Annotated in this window: 13 protein-coding genes; 9 read left to right on the top strand and 4 right to left on the bottom strand. The window is 32.4% G+C overall.

Going from position 1 to position 19,311, the window contains the following annotated elements; genetic code table 11:
* Nucleotides 1-103 precede the first annotated feature (103 nt).
* Nucleotides 104-1,663, top strand: a complete 1,560-nt coding sequence (locus ABF633_RS18700) for an MDR family MFS transporter (RefSeq protein ID WP_415525867.1) — start codon at nt 104-106, stop codon at nt 1,661-1,663.
* A gap of 231 nt (nt 1,664-1,894) precedes the next feature.
* On the opposite strand, the gene ABF633_RS18695 is transcribed toward ABF633_RS18700, so the two are convergent.
* From ABF633_RS18695 to ABF633_RS18680, 4 genes are all read right to left on the bottom strand, one after another.
* Nucleotides 1,895-2,590, bottom strand: a complete 696-nt coding sequence (locus ABF633_RS18695; protein ID WP_415525865.1) for an ABC transporter permease — start codon at nt 2,588-2,590, stop codon at nt 1,895-1,897.
* The gene (locus ABF633_RS18690) at nt 2,583-3,506 is read right to left on the bottom strand and encodes an ABC transporter ATP-binding protein (RefSeq protein ID WP_415525863.1); all 924 of its coding nucleotides are present in this window, start codon (nt 3,504-3,506) and stop codon (nt 2,583-2,585) included. The genes ABF633_RS18695 and ABF633_RS18690 overlap by 8 nt, the downstream gene beginning before the upstream one ends.
* A 472-nt stretch (nt 3,507-3,978) precedes the next feature.
* Nucleotides 3,979-4,914 (bottom strand): sensor histidine kinase, encoded by a 936-nt coding sequence (locus ABF633_RS18685; RefSeq protein WP_415525861.1) that lies wholly within the window; start codon nt 4,912-4,914, stop codon nt 3,979-3,981.
* A gap of 1 nt (nt 4,915) precedes the next feature.
* On the bottom strand, nt 4,916-5,608 hold the full coding sequence (locus tag ABF633_RS18680; RefSeq protein WP_415525859.1) for a response regulator transcription factor: 693 nt from the start codon (nt 5,606-5,608) through the stop codon (nt 4,916-4,918).
* Between the two features lie 613 nt (nt 5,609-6,221).
* Here ABF633_RS18680 and ABF633_RS18675 point away from each other — a divergent pair.
* The 8 genes from ABF633_RS18675 (at nt 6,222) to bioB (ending at nt 19,219) form a co-directional block, all read left to right on the top strand.
* On the top strand, nt 6,222-7,934 hold the full coding sequence (locus tag ABF633_RS18675; RefSeq protein ID WP_415525857.1) for a methyl-accepting chemotaxis protein: 1,713 nt from the start codon (nt 6,222-6,224) through the stop codon (nt 7,932-7,934).
* 225 nt (nt 7,935-8,159) lie between these two features.
* The gene (locus ABF633_RS18670) at nt 8,160-9,590 is read left to right on the top strand and encodes an MFS transporter (protein WP_415525855.1); all 1,431 of its coding nucleotides are present in this window, start codon (nt 8,160-8,162) and stop codon (nt 9,588-9,590) included.
* A 326-nt stretch (nt 9,591-9,916) separates the two neighbouring features.
* Complete coding sequence (locus ABF633_RS18665) at nt 9,917-11,158, top strand: hypothetical protein (protein WP_415525853.1); 1,242 nt, start codon at nt 9,917-9,919, stop codon at nt 11,156-11,158.
* A 162-nt stretch (nt 11,159-11,320) separates the two neighbouring features.
* Nucleotides 11,321-13,033, top strand: a complete 1,713-nt coding sequence (locus ABF633_RS18660) for a methyl-accepting chemotaxis protein (RefSeq protein WP_415525851.1) — start codon at nt 11,321-11,323, stop codon at nt 13,031-13,033.
* 366 nt (nt 13,034-13,399) lie between these two features.
* Nucleotides 13,400-15,112 carry a methyl-accepting chemotaxis protein gene (locus ABF633_RS18655; RefSeq protein WP_415525849.1) on the top strand — a complete coding sequence of 571 codons (1,713 nt, stop codon included), beginning with the start codon at nt 13,400-13,402 and terminating at the stop codon, nt 15,110-15,112.
* Nucleotides 15,113-15,319: 207 nt separating this feature from the next.
* Entirely contained in the window at nt 15,320-16,222 is a 903-nt protein-coding gene (locus tag ABF633_RS18650; protein WP_415525847.1) for a glycerophosphodiester phosphodiesterase, read from the top strand.
* 692 nt (nt 16,223-16,914) lie between these two features.
* Nucleotides 16,915-17,646: a hypothetical protein gene (locus tag ABF633_RS18645; RefSeq protein WP_415525845.1), complete on the top strand. Its 732-nt coding sequence runs from the start codon at nt 16,915-16,917 to the stop codon at nt 17,644-17,646.
* 607 nt (nt 17,647-18,253) lie between these two features.
* Nucleotides 18,254-19,219: a biotin synthase BioB gene (gene bioB, locus ABF633_RS18640; RefSeq protein WP_415525843.1), complete on the top strand. Its 966-nt coding sequence runs from the start codon at nt 18,254-18,256 to the stop codon at nt 19,217-19,219.
* Nucleotides 19,220-19,311 lie beyond the last annotated feature (92 nt).

Raw genomic sequence — 19,311 nt, 5'->3', positions numbered from 1 at the left:
GCCAAGTAAGCCATGCATTTGCAGTTCTAAAATTCAGATGGGGTAAAAGAATTCCAACCTGAATTAAGAACTTGCTTCAATTTATCGGAGGAGAGTGATTTACGTGACTTTTACAAATTTAACCAAGAAAAACACAATATTAATAATGATGGGAGTAATGGTGAGTATACTATTAGCATCTCTTGATAGCACTATAGTTACTACTGCTATGCCCAAAATTATAAGCAGTCTTCAGGGCTTTGATTACTACACCTGGCCTATGATAGCTTATCTACTTTGCATAACAATATCCATGCCTCTATTTGGAAAGCTGGCAGATATGTATGGTTTTAAACCTGTATATATATTTGGAATTGTTGTTTTCTTTATAGGGTCAGCTCTATGCGGAATTTCCCAGAATATGATGCAGCTTATCTTCTTTAGAGGTTTTCAGGGAATCGGTGGAGCTATTTTAATATCAAATTCTCTTGCAATTATAGGAGTACTTTTTGCACCGGCAGAGAGGGCAAAATATGTGGGGATAGCATCTTCGGCAGGAGCTCTTGCCAGCATAGTGGGACCATCCCTTGGAGGGTTTATTACAGATAATTTCAGTTGGAGATGGGTGTTTTACGTAAATGTGCCTATAGCTATAATAGCACTTATCATAATAATATTAGTACTTCCTTCTCATAAGGCAGAGGAAAGAAAAAAAGTGGACTATTTTGGAGCTGTAGCTTTAATTGTAGCTTTAGTACCAATGCTCCTTGCTTTTACCTGGGCAGGAAAGGATTATGCTTGGAATTCAGTTCAAATTGTAGGAATGCTTATATTTTCAGTTGTTATGCTAATTGTATTTGCAGTTATTGAAATGAAAGTTGAAGATCCTATAATACCAATGACTTTATTTAAGAATTCCGTGTTTAACTTTTCAGCTATAGAAATGTTTTTAATCAGTGCTGTAATGATGGGAGCCGCAATTTTCATACCATTATTTGTACAGGAGGTTACAGGTTCCAGTGCCAGTAAATCTGGAGCAATACTTACCCCTATGATGCTTAGCCTTATTGTAGGAGCTATGGTAAGTGGTGTTCTGGTATCAAAGACCAATAAATATAAGCTTCAGGCCATAATTGGATTTGTCATTGCAGTTATTGGATCTGCACTGCTTTTGAATTTAAAAGTTAACACTAGTAATTTACAGATAATAATTGACATGATTGTTTTGGGATTTGGAATAGGGATTGTAATGCCTATCTTCAGTGTTACTGCTCAAAGTGCTTTCCCTGAAAGTCAAATTGGAGTTGTAACTTCAGCAACACAATTTTTCAAATCTCTTGGACAGACTATTGCCTCCTCAGTGCTTGGAACAATTATGAGCACAACTGTGACAAATGGATTAAAGGATCTTGACACTACAGGATTACCAGCGTCTATTACTAGTGTATTAAAGAATCCAAATGCGCTATCCGGTGGAGGAGATTCTATGAAAAGCATAGCTGCAAAATTGCCTAAGGAAATGCTGGCACGTTTTATGAAATTAATAGATGATATAAAGGGTATTCTCTCTAATTCTATTCATGATGTGTTTGTAATTGGTGTTGTTATGGCAATACTGGCTTTAGTAGTTGTACTGTTTATGAAGGAAATTCCTTTGAGTAATACTAAAAATTCAGCAGAATGATTGGAAAAAATTGCACCCCAGGGGTGCAATTTTTTTTTCGGTAGTTCCTATGTACATGCTGTAACTGCTCCATATATATTCTTCTGCTTTACTAACCATGTTAGCTCTCACTGGATTCAAATGTATATATCTACTGGTTTCAAGCATTTGTGCATCATTCTTAATAATTTCTGAATAACATCTATTCTGAAATAAATGTCCAGAGGGGTGATCATTGGCAATGCTGTTTTATCAATTAATTACATCTGCATCTTCTACATTTTTTATTGCCATATAAGAAATAACCGCGCCTATAATGCCTAAAATAAGTGGAATAATAATAATTGAACTTAAGGAACTACCATTAAAACTGCCGTTTAGTACACTGCTTAATATTACTGAAGTTACAATTGTAGCAGATGTTGATTTTTTTTTCATGCCAACATATATGGGAATTAGACTTAAAAAGCTGTAACCTATTGAATATACGAAGATACTAATTATATTTTTTACTACCATATCTACTGTTAATGTGTCGGTGAATAACTTGGCAAATGAATTAAAGAAATACATACAGCAATTTAAAAAAATATTTGATATGACCATGGATATAAAGGTAAATATGACTACAATAGTTAACTTTGCAAGCATAATATTTTTTCTCTTTATTGGATACATAAACATGAGGGTGATAGTTTTATTTGTATATTCACCAATTATTAATCTAGAAATTAGTACTGCTGCGAAGATTGAAAAGGTAGCTTTTACAAAAGTGCTAGTAACTAAAAACATATCGCTGTAACCTTTAAAAGCTATATCTCCATCGGTTTTTGAACCGAGAGGAATTAAAACCAGAAGTGCTAGAATAATTAAATTTGCAATTAGGACTCCTTTTATAGAGCCAGCTATTTTAAATTTTTTCATTTCAAGCTTCATTAATTTAAGCATTTAAGCCACCTCCATTTAATAGTTTTAAGAAATGATCTTCTAAAGAACTATTTTTCTTATTAATAGCTTCAATATTAACTCCCTTTAAAATTAAGGTTTTTGAAATATTATTTTGAGGTACTTTTAAGTCGTATATCCTTATTAAGTTATTGTCTATAATCTTAAAGTTTGAAATGCTTAAGTCATTTTCTAAAATATAAGCTGCTATTGTACAATCCTTAGTAATTATTTCTATATAATCAGTATTAAGTTGTCTTATGCTGTCCATGGTGACTTCTTCTATTAGCCTGCCATTGTTTAATACTCCTATGGTATCAGCTATTTGTTCAATCTCGCCCAAAATATGACTTGATATCAATATTGTTATTCCATATTCTTCATTTAACATTTTTAATAGATTTCTAACTTCCTTAATGCCAATGGGATCAAGTCCGTTAATTGGCTCATCTAGAATTAACAGCTGTGGTTTAGTTATAATTGCCCTAGCAATTCCAAGCCTTTGCTTCATCCCCAGTGATAAATCCTTCACAGCTTTGTCATTGATACCATTTAAATTTACCATATTTAAAACCTTGTCAATTTGATTTTTATCATAATACCCCATATATTCGCAGTGAAGCTCTAGGTTTTCTCTTGCAGTGAGCTTATCATAAAATACAGGATATTCAATGATAGCCCCCATTCTTTTCAATATCTCATAGGACTTATTGGTAAGCCTGTCACCAAAGATTTCAATTTCTCCAATGGTAGGCTTGATTAGGTTAGTAATCATCCTCATAACAGTGGTTTTACCAGCCCCGTTTGGTCCTAAAAAACCATATATCTCACCTTTTTTAATGTTCATATTTACGCTGGATACAACCTGTTTTTCCCTGAAGGTTTTTGTCAAGTTTATAGTTCTTAATATATAATTCATATTATCCTCTCCTGTTCTTTATTATGGGATTCCACTTCTAATACTTAGCTGATACATGGGGAAAATACTGAATTTTCAACAGTTTTTCACCTGACTAACTTGGCGTAAGTCTCCCCCTTCTTCAAGTTGGAGTTCAACGCCAAGTAAGCCATGCATTTGCAGTTCTAAAATTCAGATGGGGTAAAAGAATCCCCACTTGAATTAAGAACTTGCTTCAATTGTACATAGATTAACAGTTGAAGTTGGAACTTTGTACCACAATGTTATTGTATAATTTAAACTTCTATTTTTTTATTAAGCAAATCTTACAAAATTCTTAAGTTGAAAAAAATAAGATGCTTTTGCAGCATTCCATTAATAAAAATTAACCTATACATGAAGAAAAAATCCAATCTTATAAGAGTTTTTTTTTCGTGTATAAGTTAATAGTTGATTTTAGAATTCTATAAAGAAAGCATCTTGTACATACAATTTAATAGGTTAATCTTTTTAACTTAATAATAAAGGTAGTTTTCTCATTTGGCGTACTATTAAGAAGAATTTTTCCTCCCATTTTTTCTACAAGCCTTTTGGTTATGGTAAGTCCTAAACCACTACCTTGAAATGATCTATTTCTTGAATCCTCAAGGGTATACATTCTTTCAAAAACTTTATCTATCTCATTTTCATTAATGCCCTTACCTCTATCCCAAATCTCTACATAAGAAAATTCATCATCACATCTTAAACTTAATCCTATAACATTACCATCACTTCCATATTTAATGGCATTGGAAATCAAATTGCTCATTATTCTATCAAGAGCCTCCGCATTTCCTAGTGCATAAATGTTAGTCTGGGGGATATAGATATTCACTTTAAAACCTTTAGTATTTAAAATTTCATAAAAATCTAATATATTTTTTCTGCAAACCTCATTCATATTAATTCTTGTAATGTCAATATCCTTATCTCCTGATTCCAGTTTTGCCAGATCAAAAAATTTATTCATAAGGTCAATTACTTCAAGAGTTTTATTGTGTACTTTAGAAAGTAATATATCTTTTTCTTTATTTTCCATAGCCTTGTCCAACTTTATAGTTTCTATATATCCTAATACAACAGTAAGAGGAGTTTTCAAATCATGGGAAATATTTGAAAGCATTTTTCTCATAGCTATTTCTTTTTTTCTGTAGTCCACCAATACTTTTTGGTTGTAATCTAAAAGGTTATTAATTTCTACTAATAATTCTTTTAGTTCTTTGTCATCAGTAACAACTAAAAGTTTTTCCTCGGTATCATAGAGAATAATTTTTTGCACCTTGCCTTGAATGTATTGTAAATTCTTATCTCTTTTATTTTGAAGTGTATATTGAAAAAGTATTATACAAATTAAGATGAAAATAATTATTAATAATAAAATGGTCACCCTAAGTTACCTCCAGCTTGTAGCCTATTCCCCACAAGGTCTTTATATATTGTGGATTTGATGGATTATCCTCTATCTTTTCTCTCAATCTTCGCATGTGTACATTAATTACATTTTCATCTCCAAAGTATTCATCTTCCCAAATTAAATTATAGATTTGAGCCTTAGTAAACACTCTATTAGGATTTTTTATAAACAATTTTAAAATATCAAATTCTTTTGAAGTAAGCTGTATCGCCTGACCATTTTTACTGACTAAAAAATTACTTAAATCAACAGTAAGGTCTCCAACTTTAATGATCTGTATTTCTTGCTTATTATTAGAATATTTTGTTGATCTTCTAATAGCTGCTTTAATTCTTGCAGAAATTTCAATCATAGAAAAAGGCTTAGTAATATAATCATCAGCTCCAAAACCTAGACCTATAGCTTTATCTACATCGCTATCCTTTGCAGACATAATTAAAATAGGCACTGAACTTTTTTCTCTAATTATTTTTATAGTTTCTATGCCGTCTAATTTTGGCATCATTAAATCAAGAACAATTAAATCAAAATTGTCCTTTAAAAATACAGCAATTCCATCTTCGCCATTACAAGCAGTTGTTGCTATAAACCCTTCCTTTTTTAAATAATTCTTCACCATTTCGCTAATAGATAGATCATCTTCAATAATTAAAATTTTATTATTCATATGTCATACCTCATTTTATAAATACATAATTATTTATATGAATTTTTATCATCTTCAACTCGTAATCTAAGGAAATGACTAAACAGATGTGAAAGCAGCGGAGGCAGCTCATATCAAATTTGTGTAGGCAATTTAGCTAAGCATTATAATAAGTCACTTGAACTGTTTGGTGATAATGAAATAAGAAATTATCTTTATCATTGTAGCACAGAAAAACAGCTGTGAGAAGTTAATGTAGCATATGCTTAACATCTCTATTTTTTATTTTCATTATTGTGAAATTTTAGTTCTTCACACTATAGAGTGCCACTTTCACTTTAGAAAAACTTAGTCTATTTTCTAAAGCAAGTTAAACTTCTACCGATAATATTAAATACAGAACTATTGAAATAGTACGCTTAACTTAGTATTTTTGGTAGTATGACATTACCAATTATTTAAATATCAATGAATATTACTTTATTGAGGGTGTGCTCTCGCTAAGTTTATATAAATTATTTTAAGGATCTAAGGATTATGGCTATAGTGAAATATTGCAATGGCTGGACAGTGTATAAAACCGCAGCAAGTATTCATAAATAAGAAGACGGTATTTTCAAGGAGGAAAACTAAAATGATATTTTTAAGAAAAATTAAGATAGGAAAAAAGATGGCTGCAGCATTTCTGATTATAGTAATAATAATTGGTGTAGTGGGTTCAATAGGAATATCATCTTTAAAAAATGTAGATTCAAATTCTGAGAAGATGTATAGTAATAATCTGGAGAGTGTCTATAGGTTAACGGATATGAAGCAGCAGCTGATGAGAGCTAAAAGTGATCTAGTGGAGCTGGTATATTCAAGAGATCAGAATAAAAAGGCAGCTTTGCTGCAGGACATTAAAAATGATACTGATGAAAATAATAATGATATTAAAATATTTACCAGTAAGGGCTTAAGTGGCAATGAAAAAAAATTATTCGATGGATATATGGAACAAATTAATGGATCTAGAGATATAAAACAAAAGCTGTTAGATGCAATAAATAGTAACAACTATGATGAAGCAGTAGTACAGTATACAGAGCTAGATAGTAAATTTGGGCCAATGTTCAGCAGTATTGATGGGCTTATTAAAATGAATTTAGATGAGGCAAAGAATGCCAATACAAATAATCATAATGTTTTTTCTTCAGCTAGTAATGGAATGCTCATATACATATTTGTAGGAATTGTGCTTGCAATAATTCTGGGCATAATTACTACAAGGCAGTCAACCGTACCTCTTGCTAAAATGAAAGGGTTTGCAGATAGAATTGCTAATTATGATTTTTCTACACCTATAGTTGTAATAGGAAAAGACGAATTTTCAGAGGTTGCTTATGATTTAAATAGAGCCCAGGAGAATGTAAGGACTTTAGTTAAAACTATACTGGAGGATTCTCAGAATATGAGTGCTGCCAGTGAGCAGCTTTCTGCTATGGTTCAGGAATTAAACTCAAGTTTTGAGAGTATCAATACAGCTTCAAGGGAAATAACTGATGGAGTTCAGGAAACCAGTGCGTCTGCAGAGGAAGTCAGTGCATCTGTAGAAGAAGTGGATGCCAGCATAAATCAATTGTCGGAAAGAGCCATGGAAGGTAATAATAATGCTAGCAATTCAAAGATAAGAGCTAAAGAAGTTGAGAGTAAATATAAAGAGTCTGAAGAAAATATATCAAAAATATATGCTGAAAAGAATGAAAAAATATTAAAGGCAATTGAGGATGGTAAGGTAGTAGGGGATATAAATGTTATGTCAGATGCCATAGCGTCCATAGCAGAACAGATAAATTTACTTGCTCTGAATGCAGCTATTGAAGCAGCTAGAGCAGGAGAGCATGGAAAGGGTTTTGCAGTGGTAGCAGAGGAAGTTAGAAAGCTAGCAGAGCAATCATCAGAATCAGTAAAGGGTATAAAAGAAACTATTACCAAGGTTCAAGATGCCTTTGAGAATCTCTCCAACAATAGTAAAGATGTATTACAGTTTATAAATGAGGACGTAGATACACAATTTAAGGCCTTTGGAGATATGGGAAATCAATATTATAATGATTCTAATTTTGTGGCTTCCATTGCAGAGGAAATAGCTGCTATGACAGAAGAAATAACAGCTACTGTGGGACAGGTAAGTGAAGTAATACAAAATATGGCTTTAAATGCTCAAAAATCTTCAGAAAATGTAGATAAAATAGAAAATAAAATGCAGGAGGCAGTTCAGGGAGTGGAACAGGTGGCCAGTACATCAGAAGATCAGGCAAAATTGGCACAAAGCCTTAATGAAATAGTTCAAAGGTTTAAAATTTAAAATGCACCCCTAGGGGTGCATTTTTTCCATTTTCGGAACCAATGGTATGCTCATTGACAGATTTATTTCACAGTGCTATTCTCTAACTAATTAGATACCTAATTATATATGGAGAGTATATGGAGAGAATAACAATGTTAAAGTCAAATTCAGCTAAACTATATACAGCCTTAAATAGATTGGGACGACAAATCCACCGTTTTTCACATTTAAAGGAGGAAAATTATGACAAATAAAAACAATACAACTTCTGTTAAAACCAGTTACCTTTTAGTCATTATAGTACTTTCGCTTACTACCCTTATGTCTTCAATAGACACAAATATAGTAAATATTGGTCTTCCTACTATAGCAAGGGAACTTAATGCAAGCTTTGGAAGTATTCAGTGGATAGGCTTAAGCTATCTTTTGGCGGTGACTTCTCTTATAGTTGGAATAGGGCGTATTGGAGATGTGTTTGGGAAAAAATCTATTTTTATCTATGGTATCATATTGTTTACAGCTGCTTCTCTGCTATGTGGTATGTCCACTTCAATTTATATGCTTATAATTTTTCGTGCACTGCAGGGGGTAGGAGGCGCTGTACTTATGGCGCTATCCTTTGCCATTGTAGGAGATCTGGTTTCTAAGGAAAAACTTGTAACCAGTATGTCAGTGCTCACAGCCATGCTGCCTATAGGCTTTGCCCTTGGACCATCTATAGGGGGGTTACTTATAGGATATCTGGGCTGGAGAGCTGTATTTTTCTTCAACGTACCTATAGGAATTATAACATTAATTTTAGTATCAAGATTTCCTAAGATACCAATATCAGAGAAGGTTCAGAAATTTGATATACTAGGTCTTATTTTATTATGCTTTACTCTTATATGCTATGTATTAAGTGTTACTTTCGCAGAAAGTGATGGTGTGGGCATACAAGTTATTTTATGTGTAATTCTAACTATAGTAGGTATTATAGCATTTTTAACCCTAGAGCATAGAATAAGGTATCCACTTGTAAAACTCAGTATGTTTAGAAATCATGTATTCAGTGGAAGTCTTATCATATCTGTACTAATGTATGCTGTAATAACAGGTACCTTATTAATACTTCCATTTTATCTTCAGCAGGCAAGAGGGTTTTCTACATCTAAATCAGGATTATTAATGACTATAGGGCCTGTAAGCTGTGCTATTTTTACTCCTATTTCTCAATGGGCAGCAAAAAAATTTGGAAACTATACAATAATGCTTGTGGGCATATTTGCTTTTGCTGCGGGGTCCTTTGTAATGGCTACCTTGAATGGCTATTCAAGTATACTTAGATTTGCCGGCACAATTATTTTATTTAATGGAAGTCTGGCCTTTTTCCAGACACCAAATAATGCAGCTATAATATCTACTGCAAAGCCAGAACAGAGAGGACTTGCATCAGGACTTCTCAATCTTTCACGTACCATAGGACAGACTACAGGTATGGCATTTTTAGGTGCTATATTTTATTTCTTTACCAATACCAAAACTGTGGAGAAAATGAAACCTGCAAATATTGTATCTGGAATAGACCACGCACTTTTCATCGCGGGCTTTGTCATAGTATTTGCGTTTATTGTAGGATTAATTACTCTTTTGCCAAAGGCCAGAAGCAGTGCCCTTGAGAGCAAGGCTTCTTAACGTGTATTCTAGGTACGTAAAAAACGGAAAATATCCACCGATGGGTGGATGATATGTACCCCTTGGCTGAGGATGGGGATCATAGCTGATGAGATTCTAAAGATTTAGAAGGAGTTTCATCAGCTGAATTTTTTGGTGTATAATATATTAGTGACATATGTTGAAGCAAGTTCTTAATTCAGGTGGGGATACTTTTACCCCATCTGAATTTTAGAGCTGCAAATACATGGCTTACTTGGCGTTGAACTCCCACTTGAATAAGTGGGAGACTTACGCCAAGTTAGTCAGGTGAAAATATATCAATAAAAAATTACAAGGAGATAAAAATGAAGAGTTTTAAACAGAATTATTATAAAATAGTTACATTCCTGGGGATAATTTTTTCACTGCTGTGGATTATTTTCGTAAATACACAGCCCTATTCAGATTTTGCCTATTACAATAGTGTAGCAAAGCAGGTGGCTAATGGGGGACAGTGGGGAAATACCTATACCTCTGTGGGCTATTCCATAATTTTAGGCTTTGTATATAAATTATTTGGAAGCAGTTTAATTACTGCAAAGCTTTTTAATTTGGTTTTAACTTGCTTAAGCTATTTAATATTTTACAAATTATTGATAAAGCTTCCTATAAAAGAGGGCAGACGAAAAATTATATATACCTTATTCGTATTTTTCCCAAGCAATATTTTCTATAACAGCATACTGGGTACAGAAATAATATTTACAACTATATTTCTTTTAGTTACCTTAATATATTACAGTGAAATAAAATATAAATATGTACTTATTGGTATTTTAGTTGCAGCAGACTCCATGATAAAATCATTTTTTCTAGCATTCTTTTTTGCCATATTTTTAGTAGAACTTTTGTCAGGAGTAAAATTTTTACAAGTTGTAAAACATGTAGTAATAATATTGGCAGTAAGCTTATTGGCACTTTCTCCTTGGGTTTATAGAAATACAAAATTAGAGGGACAGTTCACTTTTATTGCTAATAATGGCGGAATAGTGATGTACATAAACAATAATTCTCAGAACAATTATGGAAGATGGATGGCGGCTGCTGATGTAGAGAATTCCATTGTAAATACAAAGGAATATCAGAAAGCCAATATGACAGCTAAAAATAAGATGTTGAGTACAGCAGCTAAAAAGTGGATAATAAGCCATCCAGGAAGATTTATACAATTGGGCTTTAAGAGATTGGTTAATACATATTTTGTTGGAGATGATATACTCTATGCTCTTAATGGAGTAGGTATTAGCAGGTATTGGCAGTATATCCTTATAACCTATGCTAATTTGGCAAGAAATATATTATTTATGCCTGCCATAATATTAATCATAATATCCACTGTAAAGTTAATGGTAAATTTAATTGGCAGAAAATCTATTGAAAGCTTTACCCTATATTCTCTTATATGTTTTTATATGTTTACCTGTGTATACTTTGTTACAGAGGGTCAGGGACGTTATTCTTTTCCTGTTATATTCATAGCTCTGTATTTTTTCTCAGAGTTGGCATTTTATATATTATCAGCAGTAAAAAAGAAAGTTCGCCTTTAAGAGTGCTCATACTTCAAAATTACACTGTTCTAAAATAAAATAGAATAAAAACAAAATGTTAATAAATTAACAAACATTTCGTAAAGGTTTAAAAAAATTTTGCGATAATATTAGCATCGAACTTATTCTAAGATTTATAAATAATTTTTTGGGGGAAAGAAGATGAAAATACTAAGAAGAACAAAAGTAAAAGTAAAGATAACTATAGCCTTTCTCATTATAGTTTTGATAATTGGAATAGTGGGCGCTATAGGTATGAATTCCTTAAGAAAGTCAAATTCAAATGCAGAAGACATGTATAATAATAGTCTAAAGAATCTGTATATGCTATCAGATACAGAGCAAAATTTATCTGCAATTAACGGAAATATACTTCAGCTAATATACATAAGAGATGATAGCCAAAAGGCAGGTATTTTAAAGAATACTAAGGATAATATAGATATAAATGATGGTTATATACAGGAATATGAAAAACTTGCATTAGAGGGGGAAAAAAAGAATTTATTTAATACATATAAGTCACAGCTTAAGGATTTTAAAGTTGAAGAGGAAAAAATGGTAACTCTTATTAATAATAATAATTTTGATGAGGCAGTAAAGCAATACAAACAAATGTATAATAAATTTCAGCCAATGTTTGATACCATTGATAAACTTGTAAAAATAGATGATAATGAGGCAAAACAGAAAAGTGAAAATAATAATACAGTTTATACTGCCGCAAATAATAATATAATTATATTTCTCATAGTGGGAATTATTTTAGCTATAGTCCTAGCTTGGGTTCTTGATAGAGAAATAAGTACTCCTCTATCAAAAATAAGAGCTTTTGCTGAAAGACTTGCTAAATATAATTTCTCAAAGGCAATAACAATAACAGGTACTGATGAATTCTCACAGACTGGTATTGCTCTTAATAAGGCTCAGAAAAATGTGAGCAATTTGATTAAAACTATTATAGACAATTCTCAGAATATGAGCGCTGCCAGTGAAGAACTTTCTGCTATGGTTCAGGAACTAAATGCAACCTTTGAAAATATAGATGCAGCTACAAAGGGGATAACAAATGGCATTCAGGAAACCAGTGCTTCTTCTCAGGAGATAAGTGCTTCTGTAGAAGAAGTAGATGCCAGCGTAAATCAATTATCTGAAAGGGCCATGGAGGGGAGTAATAATTCAGTACAATCTAAAGAGAGAGCTAAAGAAGTTCAAAGCAGGGGTAAGGAATCCTTAAAAGAAGTAGAAAAAGTATATGCTGCAACTAAGGATAAAATAGTAAAGTCCATTGAAGCTGGAAAGGTAGTAGAAAATATAGGGGTTATGTCTGATACCATAGCCGCTATAGCAGCACAGATAAATTTACTTGCACTTAATGCAGCTATTGAAGCGGCAAGGGCAGGAGAACATGGTAAAGGCTTTGCAGTGGTAGCAGAGGAAGTAAGAAAACTGGCAGAGCAGTCATCAGAGGCAGTATCAGGTATAAAGGATACTATCTTAAAAGTACAGGATGCTTTTAAAAATCTTTCCAGTAACAGCAATGAAATACTGAAGTTTATAAATGAAGACATTCATTCACAATTTGAGAATTTTCGAAATATGGGAAATCAATATTATGAGGATGCTAATTTTGTAAGTGCTATGTCTGAAGAAATAGCAGCTATGACAGAAGAAATCACAGCCACCGTAGATCAGGTAAGTGATGCCATACAAAATATGGCAGAAATTGCGCAGAGGTCTTCAGATGGAGCGGATTCAATACAGCAAAGTATGGATGAAGCTACAGGTGGAGTAGAACAAGTAGCACAAACAGCACAAAGTCAGGCGGAGCTTGCACAAAGTCTTAATGAAATAGTGCAGAAATTTCAAATATAGCAACATTTTTTATTTCAATTGGAGCTGTCTCACAATGTATAGATATGCATTGTGAGACAGCTTTTTACCTAGCTCCTACTAAATATAATAATTATTCAGATTGATTTCACTACATAAACTTTTGCCCCTGCAGCTGTATTTGCAGGCTTTTAATTCCGATGTTAAAATTGAAAACTTATAAAGAATTTCATCATAGCAACGACTATAATACTTTAGAGTAATTACAAATACAATTTACAAAATATCTACGAAAGGTCGTGACATTTGATTAATTAAAAAATGTGTTTTATATAATTCACATTGCTAAAAATATTATTAAACTATTGTTATTGTAAATTATATAACATAGTTGGAAAGAGAAAAACAATGAAAATACTTAAGAATCTTAAAGTAAGAACAAATATAATTATAGCTTTTTCTATTATAGTTTTAGTGGTGGCAGTTATAGGCGTCATAGGCATGTCTTCACTGCAAAAACTGGATAGAAATTCACAGGGAATGTATAGTAATAGTCTTAGAAATGTATATATACTTACAGATATGAAGCAGAATCTAACTGAGATTAAGGCAGATATGTTAGATTTAGTTTATGTAAAAGATGCCAGCAAAAGGACGGCCTTGCTGGAAGACATTAAAAAAAATACAGATGAAAATGACAGCTACATAAGAGAGTATAGCAATAGCCCTATAAATGATCAGGAACAGAAGGAATTCAGTTTGTTTAATGCCAATGTTCAGCAATTTACAGAGCAGAAGGAGTATTTATTGACTTTAATAAATAATGGTAGTTCAGATGCGGCAGTAGGTCAGTATGAGCGAATGAATGAAAAATGGCAGCCTATGTTTAATTCAATTAACAAGTTGGTGGATATGAGTAATATTCATGCCAAACAGACAAATTCCGATAATCATAGTGTATACATGGGTGCTAGTAATACCATGCTTATACTTATTGTAGCAGCTATTATTATTGCCATAATTTTATCTTTTGTAATTATCCAAGGAATAATCACTCCTCTTGGAAAAATAAGAGCGTTTGCACAGCGATTGGCGGAATATGATTTTTCTACACCAATGACTGCAGTGGGGAAAGATGAATTTTCACAAACAGCTTCAGCTCTTAATACTGCTCAAAATAATGTAAAGCAACTTATAAAAAATATTATGGATAACGCCCAGGATATGAGCGCTGCCAGTGAAGAACTTTCAGCTATGACTGAAGAACTTACAGCAAATTTTGAAAATATAGATGCTGCTACAAAGGAAATAACAAGTGGAGTGCAGGAAACCAGTGCTTCTTCAGAGGAAATTAGTGCATCTGTGCAGGAAGTAGATGGGAGCATTAATCAATTATCGCAAAAATCCTTGGAAGGAAGTAATAGTTCTTTTAAATCCAAGGAAAGTGCAATTGAAGTACAGGATAAGGGTAACAAATCTACAGAAGCAGTGAATAAAATATATGCTGAAAAGAAAAATAAAATATTAAAGGCCATTGAAGCTGGAAAAGTAGTAGAAAATATAGGAATAATGTCAGATACCATAGCAGCCATAGCAGAGCAGATAAATTTATTGGCACTTAATGCAGCTATTGAAGCGGCAAGAGCTGGAGAACATGGTAAAGGCTTTGCGGTGGTGGCCGAGGAAGTAAGAAAGCTGGCAGAACAGTCATCAGAGGCAGTATCAGGCATAAAGGATACTATTCTAAAGGTACAGGAAGCTTTTAAAAATCTTTCCGATAATAGTAATGATGTATTGACATTTATCAATGAAGATGTAGATTCACAATTTAAAGCTTTTTTAGCTATGGGAAATCAATACTACAATGACGCAAATTTTATAAGTTCTATAACTGAAGAAATAGCAGCTATGACTGAAGAGATAACTGCTACAATAGAACAAGTAGCTGAAGCTATACAAAATACAGCTGAAATTGCAGAAAAATCCTCTGGCAATATAGAGGCAATACAAAGCAGCATGAATGATGCAACTCAGGGAGTAGAACAGGTAGCTAGAACTTCTCAGAGTCAGGCAGAGTTTGCACAAAAATTAAATGAAGTAGTACAAAAATTTAAAATATAAATTTTATTTAAATATCATGCATATAGTGTTAAAATACATATATTATAATATAGTAGAGTTCTGTTTAATAAATATGTAATAACTTGGCGTTTTTATTTTACTGTTTGTTTAAGGCATATTCAAATAAATAACTAGTCAGTATGCTAGCATATTTTCACATGCCTTAATGAATATATTAAAATTTTATTTTTCAAAGAGGATAAGCTTATGAAAACAATTAATGCTAATTTAAAAAATTTATTAAAAATATGTGTATTTCTAGTTGTAATAATATGTGTTTTTACATTTGTTTTGATTAGATCAGATATTCATAATGACCAAGTTTATAAAGCAAATAATCTAAATGAAAATGAAAGTGTTCAATATATAAGTAATACTATGGGTATACATCCAGTAACAGTTATAGCTCACAGAGGAGTATGTGTTAATGAACCTGAAAACTCCATGAGTTCCATTAAGAGTTCTATGGAACACAAAGTAGATTATGCAGAAATTGATGTACAGGAAACTGAAGACGGAGTAGTAGTTTTAATGCACGATCCAAACTTGAAAAGATTGACGGGAGTAAATGTTCCTGTAAACAGATTAACTTACAAGCAGATGGAAAAACTGACATTACGTGCACCTCTGGGTTCTAAATATAAAGAGGATAAAATTCCAACTCTGGATGAGATAATAAAAGCATCTAATCATAAGCTGAAGCTTATAATAGAAATAAAGCCCTATGGAAACACTGTGGATCTTACCCGTAAAGTTGTTAATCTTATAGAAGAAAATAATTTTACTAATCAGTGCATGGTTCATTCATTGAGTTATAAGATTCTACTGGATGTAAAAAGACAAAATCCCAATATCAGGACGGGATATATAGTGAGTAGCTCTAGAGAGAAGATCCCTACGAAAGATGTGGATTTCTATAGTATAGAGCAGAAAATTATAACACCAAATTTAGTGAATAATATTCACAAAACCAATAGACTTGTATACGCGTGGACAGTTAATTATCCCGTAAACATGCAAAGGGTAATGAAATCAAATGTGGACGGTATAATAACAGATAAAGCCCCTATATTATTGGATAAGAAGAAGGAAAAGATCCATAAAATATAATTTGTATATTAACTTCAATTCGACAAGTAATCTGGAAAAGCATTGATAATACTTAATTTTAACCTGACTAACTTGGCGTAAGTCTCCCACGCACACAGCGAAAGCGATTCACACAAAATCGAAGATTTTGGTTCTCTGCTTTTCTTCAAGTGGGAGTTCAACGCCAAGTAAGCCATGCATTTGCAGTTCTAAAATTCAGATGGGGTAAAAGAATCCCCACCTGAATTAAGAACTTGCTTCAATTTAGAAAAGTTTACAAGTAAAAGCTAGTAATATCAATACTTATAAGGATTATTTGTGGAATATAGAATAAAATACACATGCATCAGCCCCATAGAAAGTATTTTACAAATCTAATATTGCAAATTTCGACAAAATGTTTATTTATTTTTTGCTATAATATAATTAATTATATTGACAAATATCAATGAATCTTACTCAGTGGGAGTTTGTATTCCCACTGAGTTTAGATGAATTATCCAGGGACGTGCCAGTGTTATCTCCACCTTTAGAAAAGCAGAGAACAAAAATCTTTGATTTTCTGTGAATCGCTTTCACAACGTGCAAGTAGAGAACCAAAATTTTTAATTTTGTGTGAATCACTTTCGCTGTGTGCGGTGGAGTGTTACAGTGGCTAGTCATCGGATAAAATTCTCATTAATTAATTTTAACTAACTATGGGGGGAATAAAGATGAGAAAGAATTTTTTAATTGGAGTAATAATAGTGGTAGTGATACTAGCAGCTGGGTCAATAGCATATATACATGGAAAAAATAGCAGCCTGGCTTCATCACAAAACAATACAAATTCTATTGCAAATAATTCGTCAGTTTTAGAAAATAACACTATCAATAGCACTAATAATTCTTCCTCTGCTTCAAACAATAGCAGCACAGGAACTGGTAATTATTCCAGCACAAATAGCAGCAATAGCGCCAATTCTAATAGTAGTAATGTAAACAATGGAGCAGCTTCAAGCAACAACAGCTCTTCTTCAAATATGAATGCAGCTAATAGTAATAGTACAAATAACTCCGCAAACAATACTGGAAATGCTAAGGGTTATGAAGCATATTTTGGTCAGTGGAAAATCACAAAATCTGTTGGAACTTTACCTATTTATGCCATGTCAAAGGACGATATAAAGAGTTATATTGGCAAAACAATAACTATATCAAATAATCAATTTGCCGATACAAATGGATCGGTACAAAGTCCTAGATATGAAGTGAAGACTGTTTCCGGCAGTGAATTTTTTGATGAAAGCAAAACAAAACTAAGTGCCATTGGAGTAAATGGGGATTCAATTAGGGAACTTACAATATATAACCCAGAGGGAAAGGCCTATAATATGATTTACTTATTGGATAACAATACTATAATATATTTATGGGATGGAGTTTTCTTTCAGGGAGAAAAGTAGAGAACCAAAATTTTTAATTTTGTGTGAATCACTTTCGCTGTGTGCAAGTAGAGAACCAAAATTTTTAATTTTGTGTGAATCACTTTTATGGTGTTCATAAAACATTTAACAAAGTTAAGGAATAGTTACAATATTGAAATAAAGACGTAACATTGAATTGGTATTATAACAATATAGGATTACCCCTTTAATCCCTATAATATTAGCGCTGGTAGAAATACTAGTGCCTATTTTTTTGTTAGAAATAATAGATGAGAAATTTAATATATAAGTTGCGATTAAAATTGTTAATTTAATAAATAACATTTAGTTAGAATCTGCTTAAATGAATATAATTTATGCAATATATATCATAGATTTGACAATAGTCTGTAAATTGTATAAAATTAGATTGATTGTTAACCTTAAAAATAAATGCAGTTAACATAGGCGCGTGTAAAATATTAATTGAAAATAGATAAAGTTACTTTAAATTAATTGTCAACTACAATGTTGTATATTAGTTGACATAACTGATTACTATAAAAGTACAAGTCTACATTAATATTATTGGCTATATGTAATTAAAAATTATATCAAATAATAAATCAAATTCATGGAGGATAAAATGGATAATATCATTTCAAAATTAGAAGAAAAAATAAATAGTGGAGAACTTATAAACTACGAAGAAGCTTTGGAACTTTCAAAGACTGAAGATCTGAAATCACTTATAAAGGCAGCAGACAGAATTCGTGACAAATTCAATGGAAAAGTTGTGGATATATGCTCCATAATGAATGCTAAATCTGGAAAATGTACAGAGGATTGTAAATACTGTGCTCAATCTGCTCACTACAAGACAAATGTACAGGAATATGGATTGGTGGATACAAGAGAAGCAGTGGAGCTTGCAAAGGAAAATGAAAGAGAGGGAGTAAACAGGTTTTCACTGGTTACTAGTGGAAGAGCTTTAACTGGAAAAGAATTTAAGAAAGCTGTGAAAATATACAGCACCTTGAGAGATGAAGTAAAGATGGATCTTTGTGCCTCCCTTGGAATTATAAATAGAGAACAGCTGGAAGAACTTAAGGCAGTGGGAATAACAATGTATCATCATAATCTTGAAACCAGCAGGGATTACTATAAGGATATATGTACAACTCACAGCTATGAAGAGAGAATAGACACCATAAAAGCAGCAAAAGCAGCTGGACTTAGAGTCTGCTCCGGTGGAATCATTGGCATGGGAGAAACTATGGAAGACAGAATAGAAATGGCTATGGATCTTCAAAAACTTCAGGTATATTCTATACCTGTAAATGTGCTGAGTCCTGTAAAGGGAACCCCCCTTGAGAATGCTAAAAGACTTACCGATGAAGAAATACTTAGAACCATAGCAGTATTTAGATTTATAAATCCCAAAAGTCAAATAAGGCTGGCAGGAGGAAGAAGTCTTATATCTAAAGATGGCCAAGATTGTCTTAGAGCAGGTGCAAATGCTACTATTTCAGGAAATTATCTTACTACCGTGGGAAACAAGATTGTAGATGATATAAAGATGATAAAGGATGTAGGCATGGAAATAGTTTAAGAAATATCTGCGAGATGCTTATTTTTTATAGGTATCTTGTTTATCCGATGACTACCATCCGTAATACTCCCATCTTCTATCAAAGTGGGAGA

This window comes from Clostridium sp. (genome assembly GCF_047718555.1).
Taxonomy (GTDB): domain Bacteria; phylum Bacillota; class Clostridia; order Clostridiales; family Clostridiaceae; genus Clostridium_I.
This window is presented reverse-complemented; position numbering and strand designations above follow the sequence as displayed.

Excerpts from the sequence above, each read along its gene's own strand:
- ABF633_RS18695 (WP_415525865.1), bottom strand. The coding sequence starts at position 2,590 with ATGCTTAAATTAATGAAGCTTGAAATGAAAAAATTTAAAATAGCTGGC.
- ABF633_RS18690 (WP_415525863.1), bottom strand. The coding sequence starts at position 3,506 with ATGAATTATATATTAAGAACTATAAACTTGACAAAAACCTTCAGGGAA.
- ABF633_RS18680 (WP_415525859.1), bottom strand. The coding sequence starts at position 5,608 with ATGAATAATAAAATTTTAATTATTGAAGATGATCTATCTATTAGCGAA.
- ABF633_RS18675 (WP_415525857.1), top strand. The coding sequence starts at position 6,222 with ATGATATTTTTAAGAAAAATTAAGATAGGAAAAAAGATGGCTGCAGCA.
- ABF633_RS18670 (WP_415525855.1), top strand. The coding sequence starts at position 8,160 with ATGACAAATAAAAACAATACAACTTCTGTTAAAACCAGTTACCTTTTA.
- ABF633_RS18665 (WP_415525853.1), top strand. The coding sequence starts at position 9,917 with ATGAAGAGTTTTAAACAGAATTATTATAAAATAGTTACATTCCTGGGG.
- ABF633_RS18660 (WP_415525851.1), top strand. The coding sequence starts at position 11,321 with ATGAAAATACTAAGAAGAACAAAAGTAAAAGTAAAGATAACTATAGCC.
- ABF633_RS18655 (WP_415525849.1), top strand. The coding sequence starts at position 13,400 with ATGAAAATACTTAAGAATCTTAAAGTAAGAACAAATATAATTATAGCT.
- ABF633_RS18650 (WP_415525847.1), top strand. The coding sequence starts at position 15,320 with ATGAAAACAATTAATGCTAATTTAAAAAATTTATTAAAAATATGTGTA.
- ABF633_RS18645 (WP_415525845.1), top strand. The coding sequence starts at position 16,915 with ATGAGAAAGAATTTTTTAATTGGAGTAATAATAGTGGTAGTGATACTA.
- bioB (WP_415525843.1), top strand. The coding sequence starts at position 18,254 with ATGGATAATATCATTTCAAAATTAGAAGAAAAAATAAATAGTGGAGAA.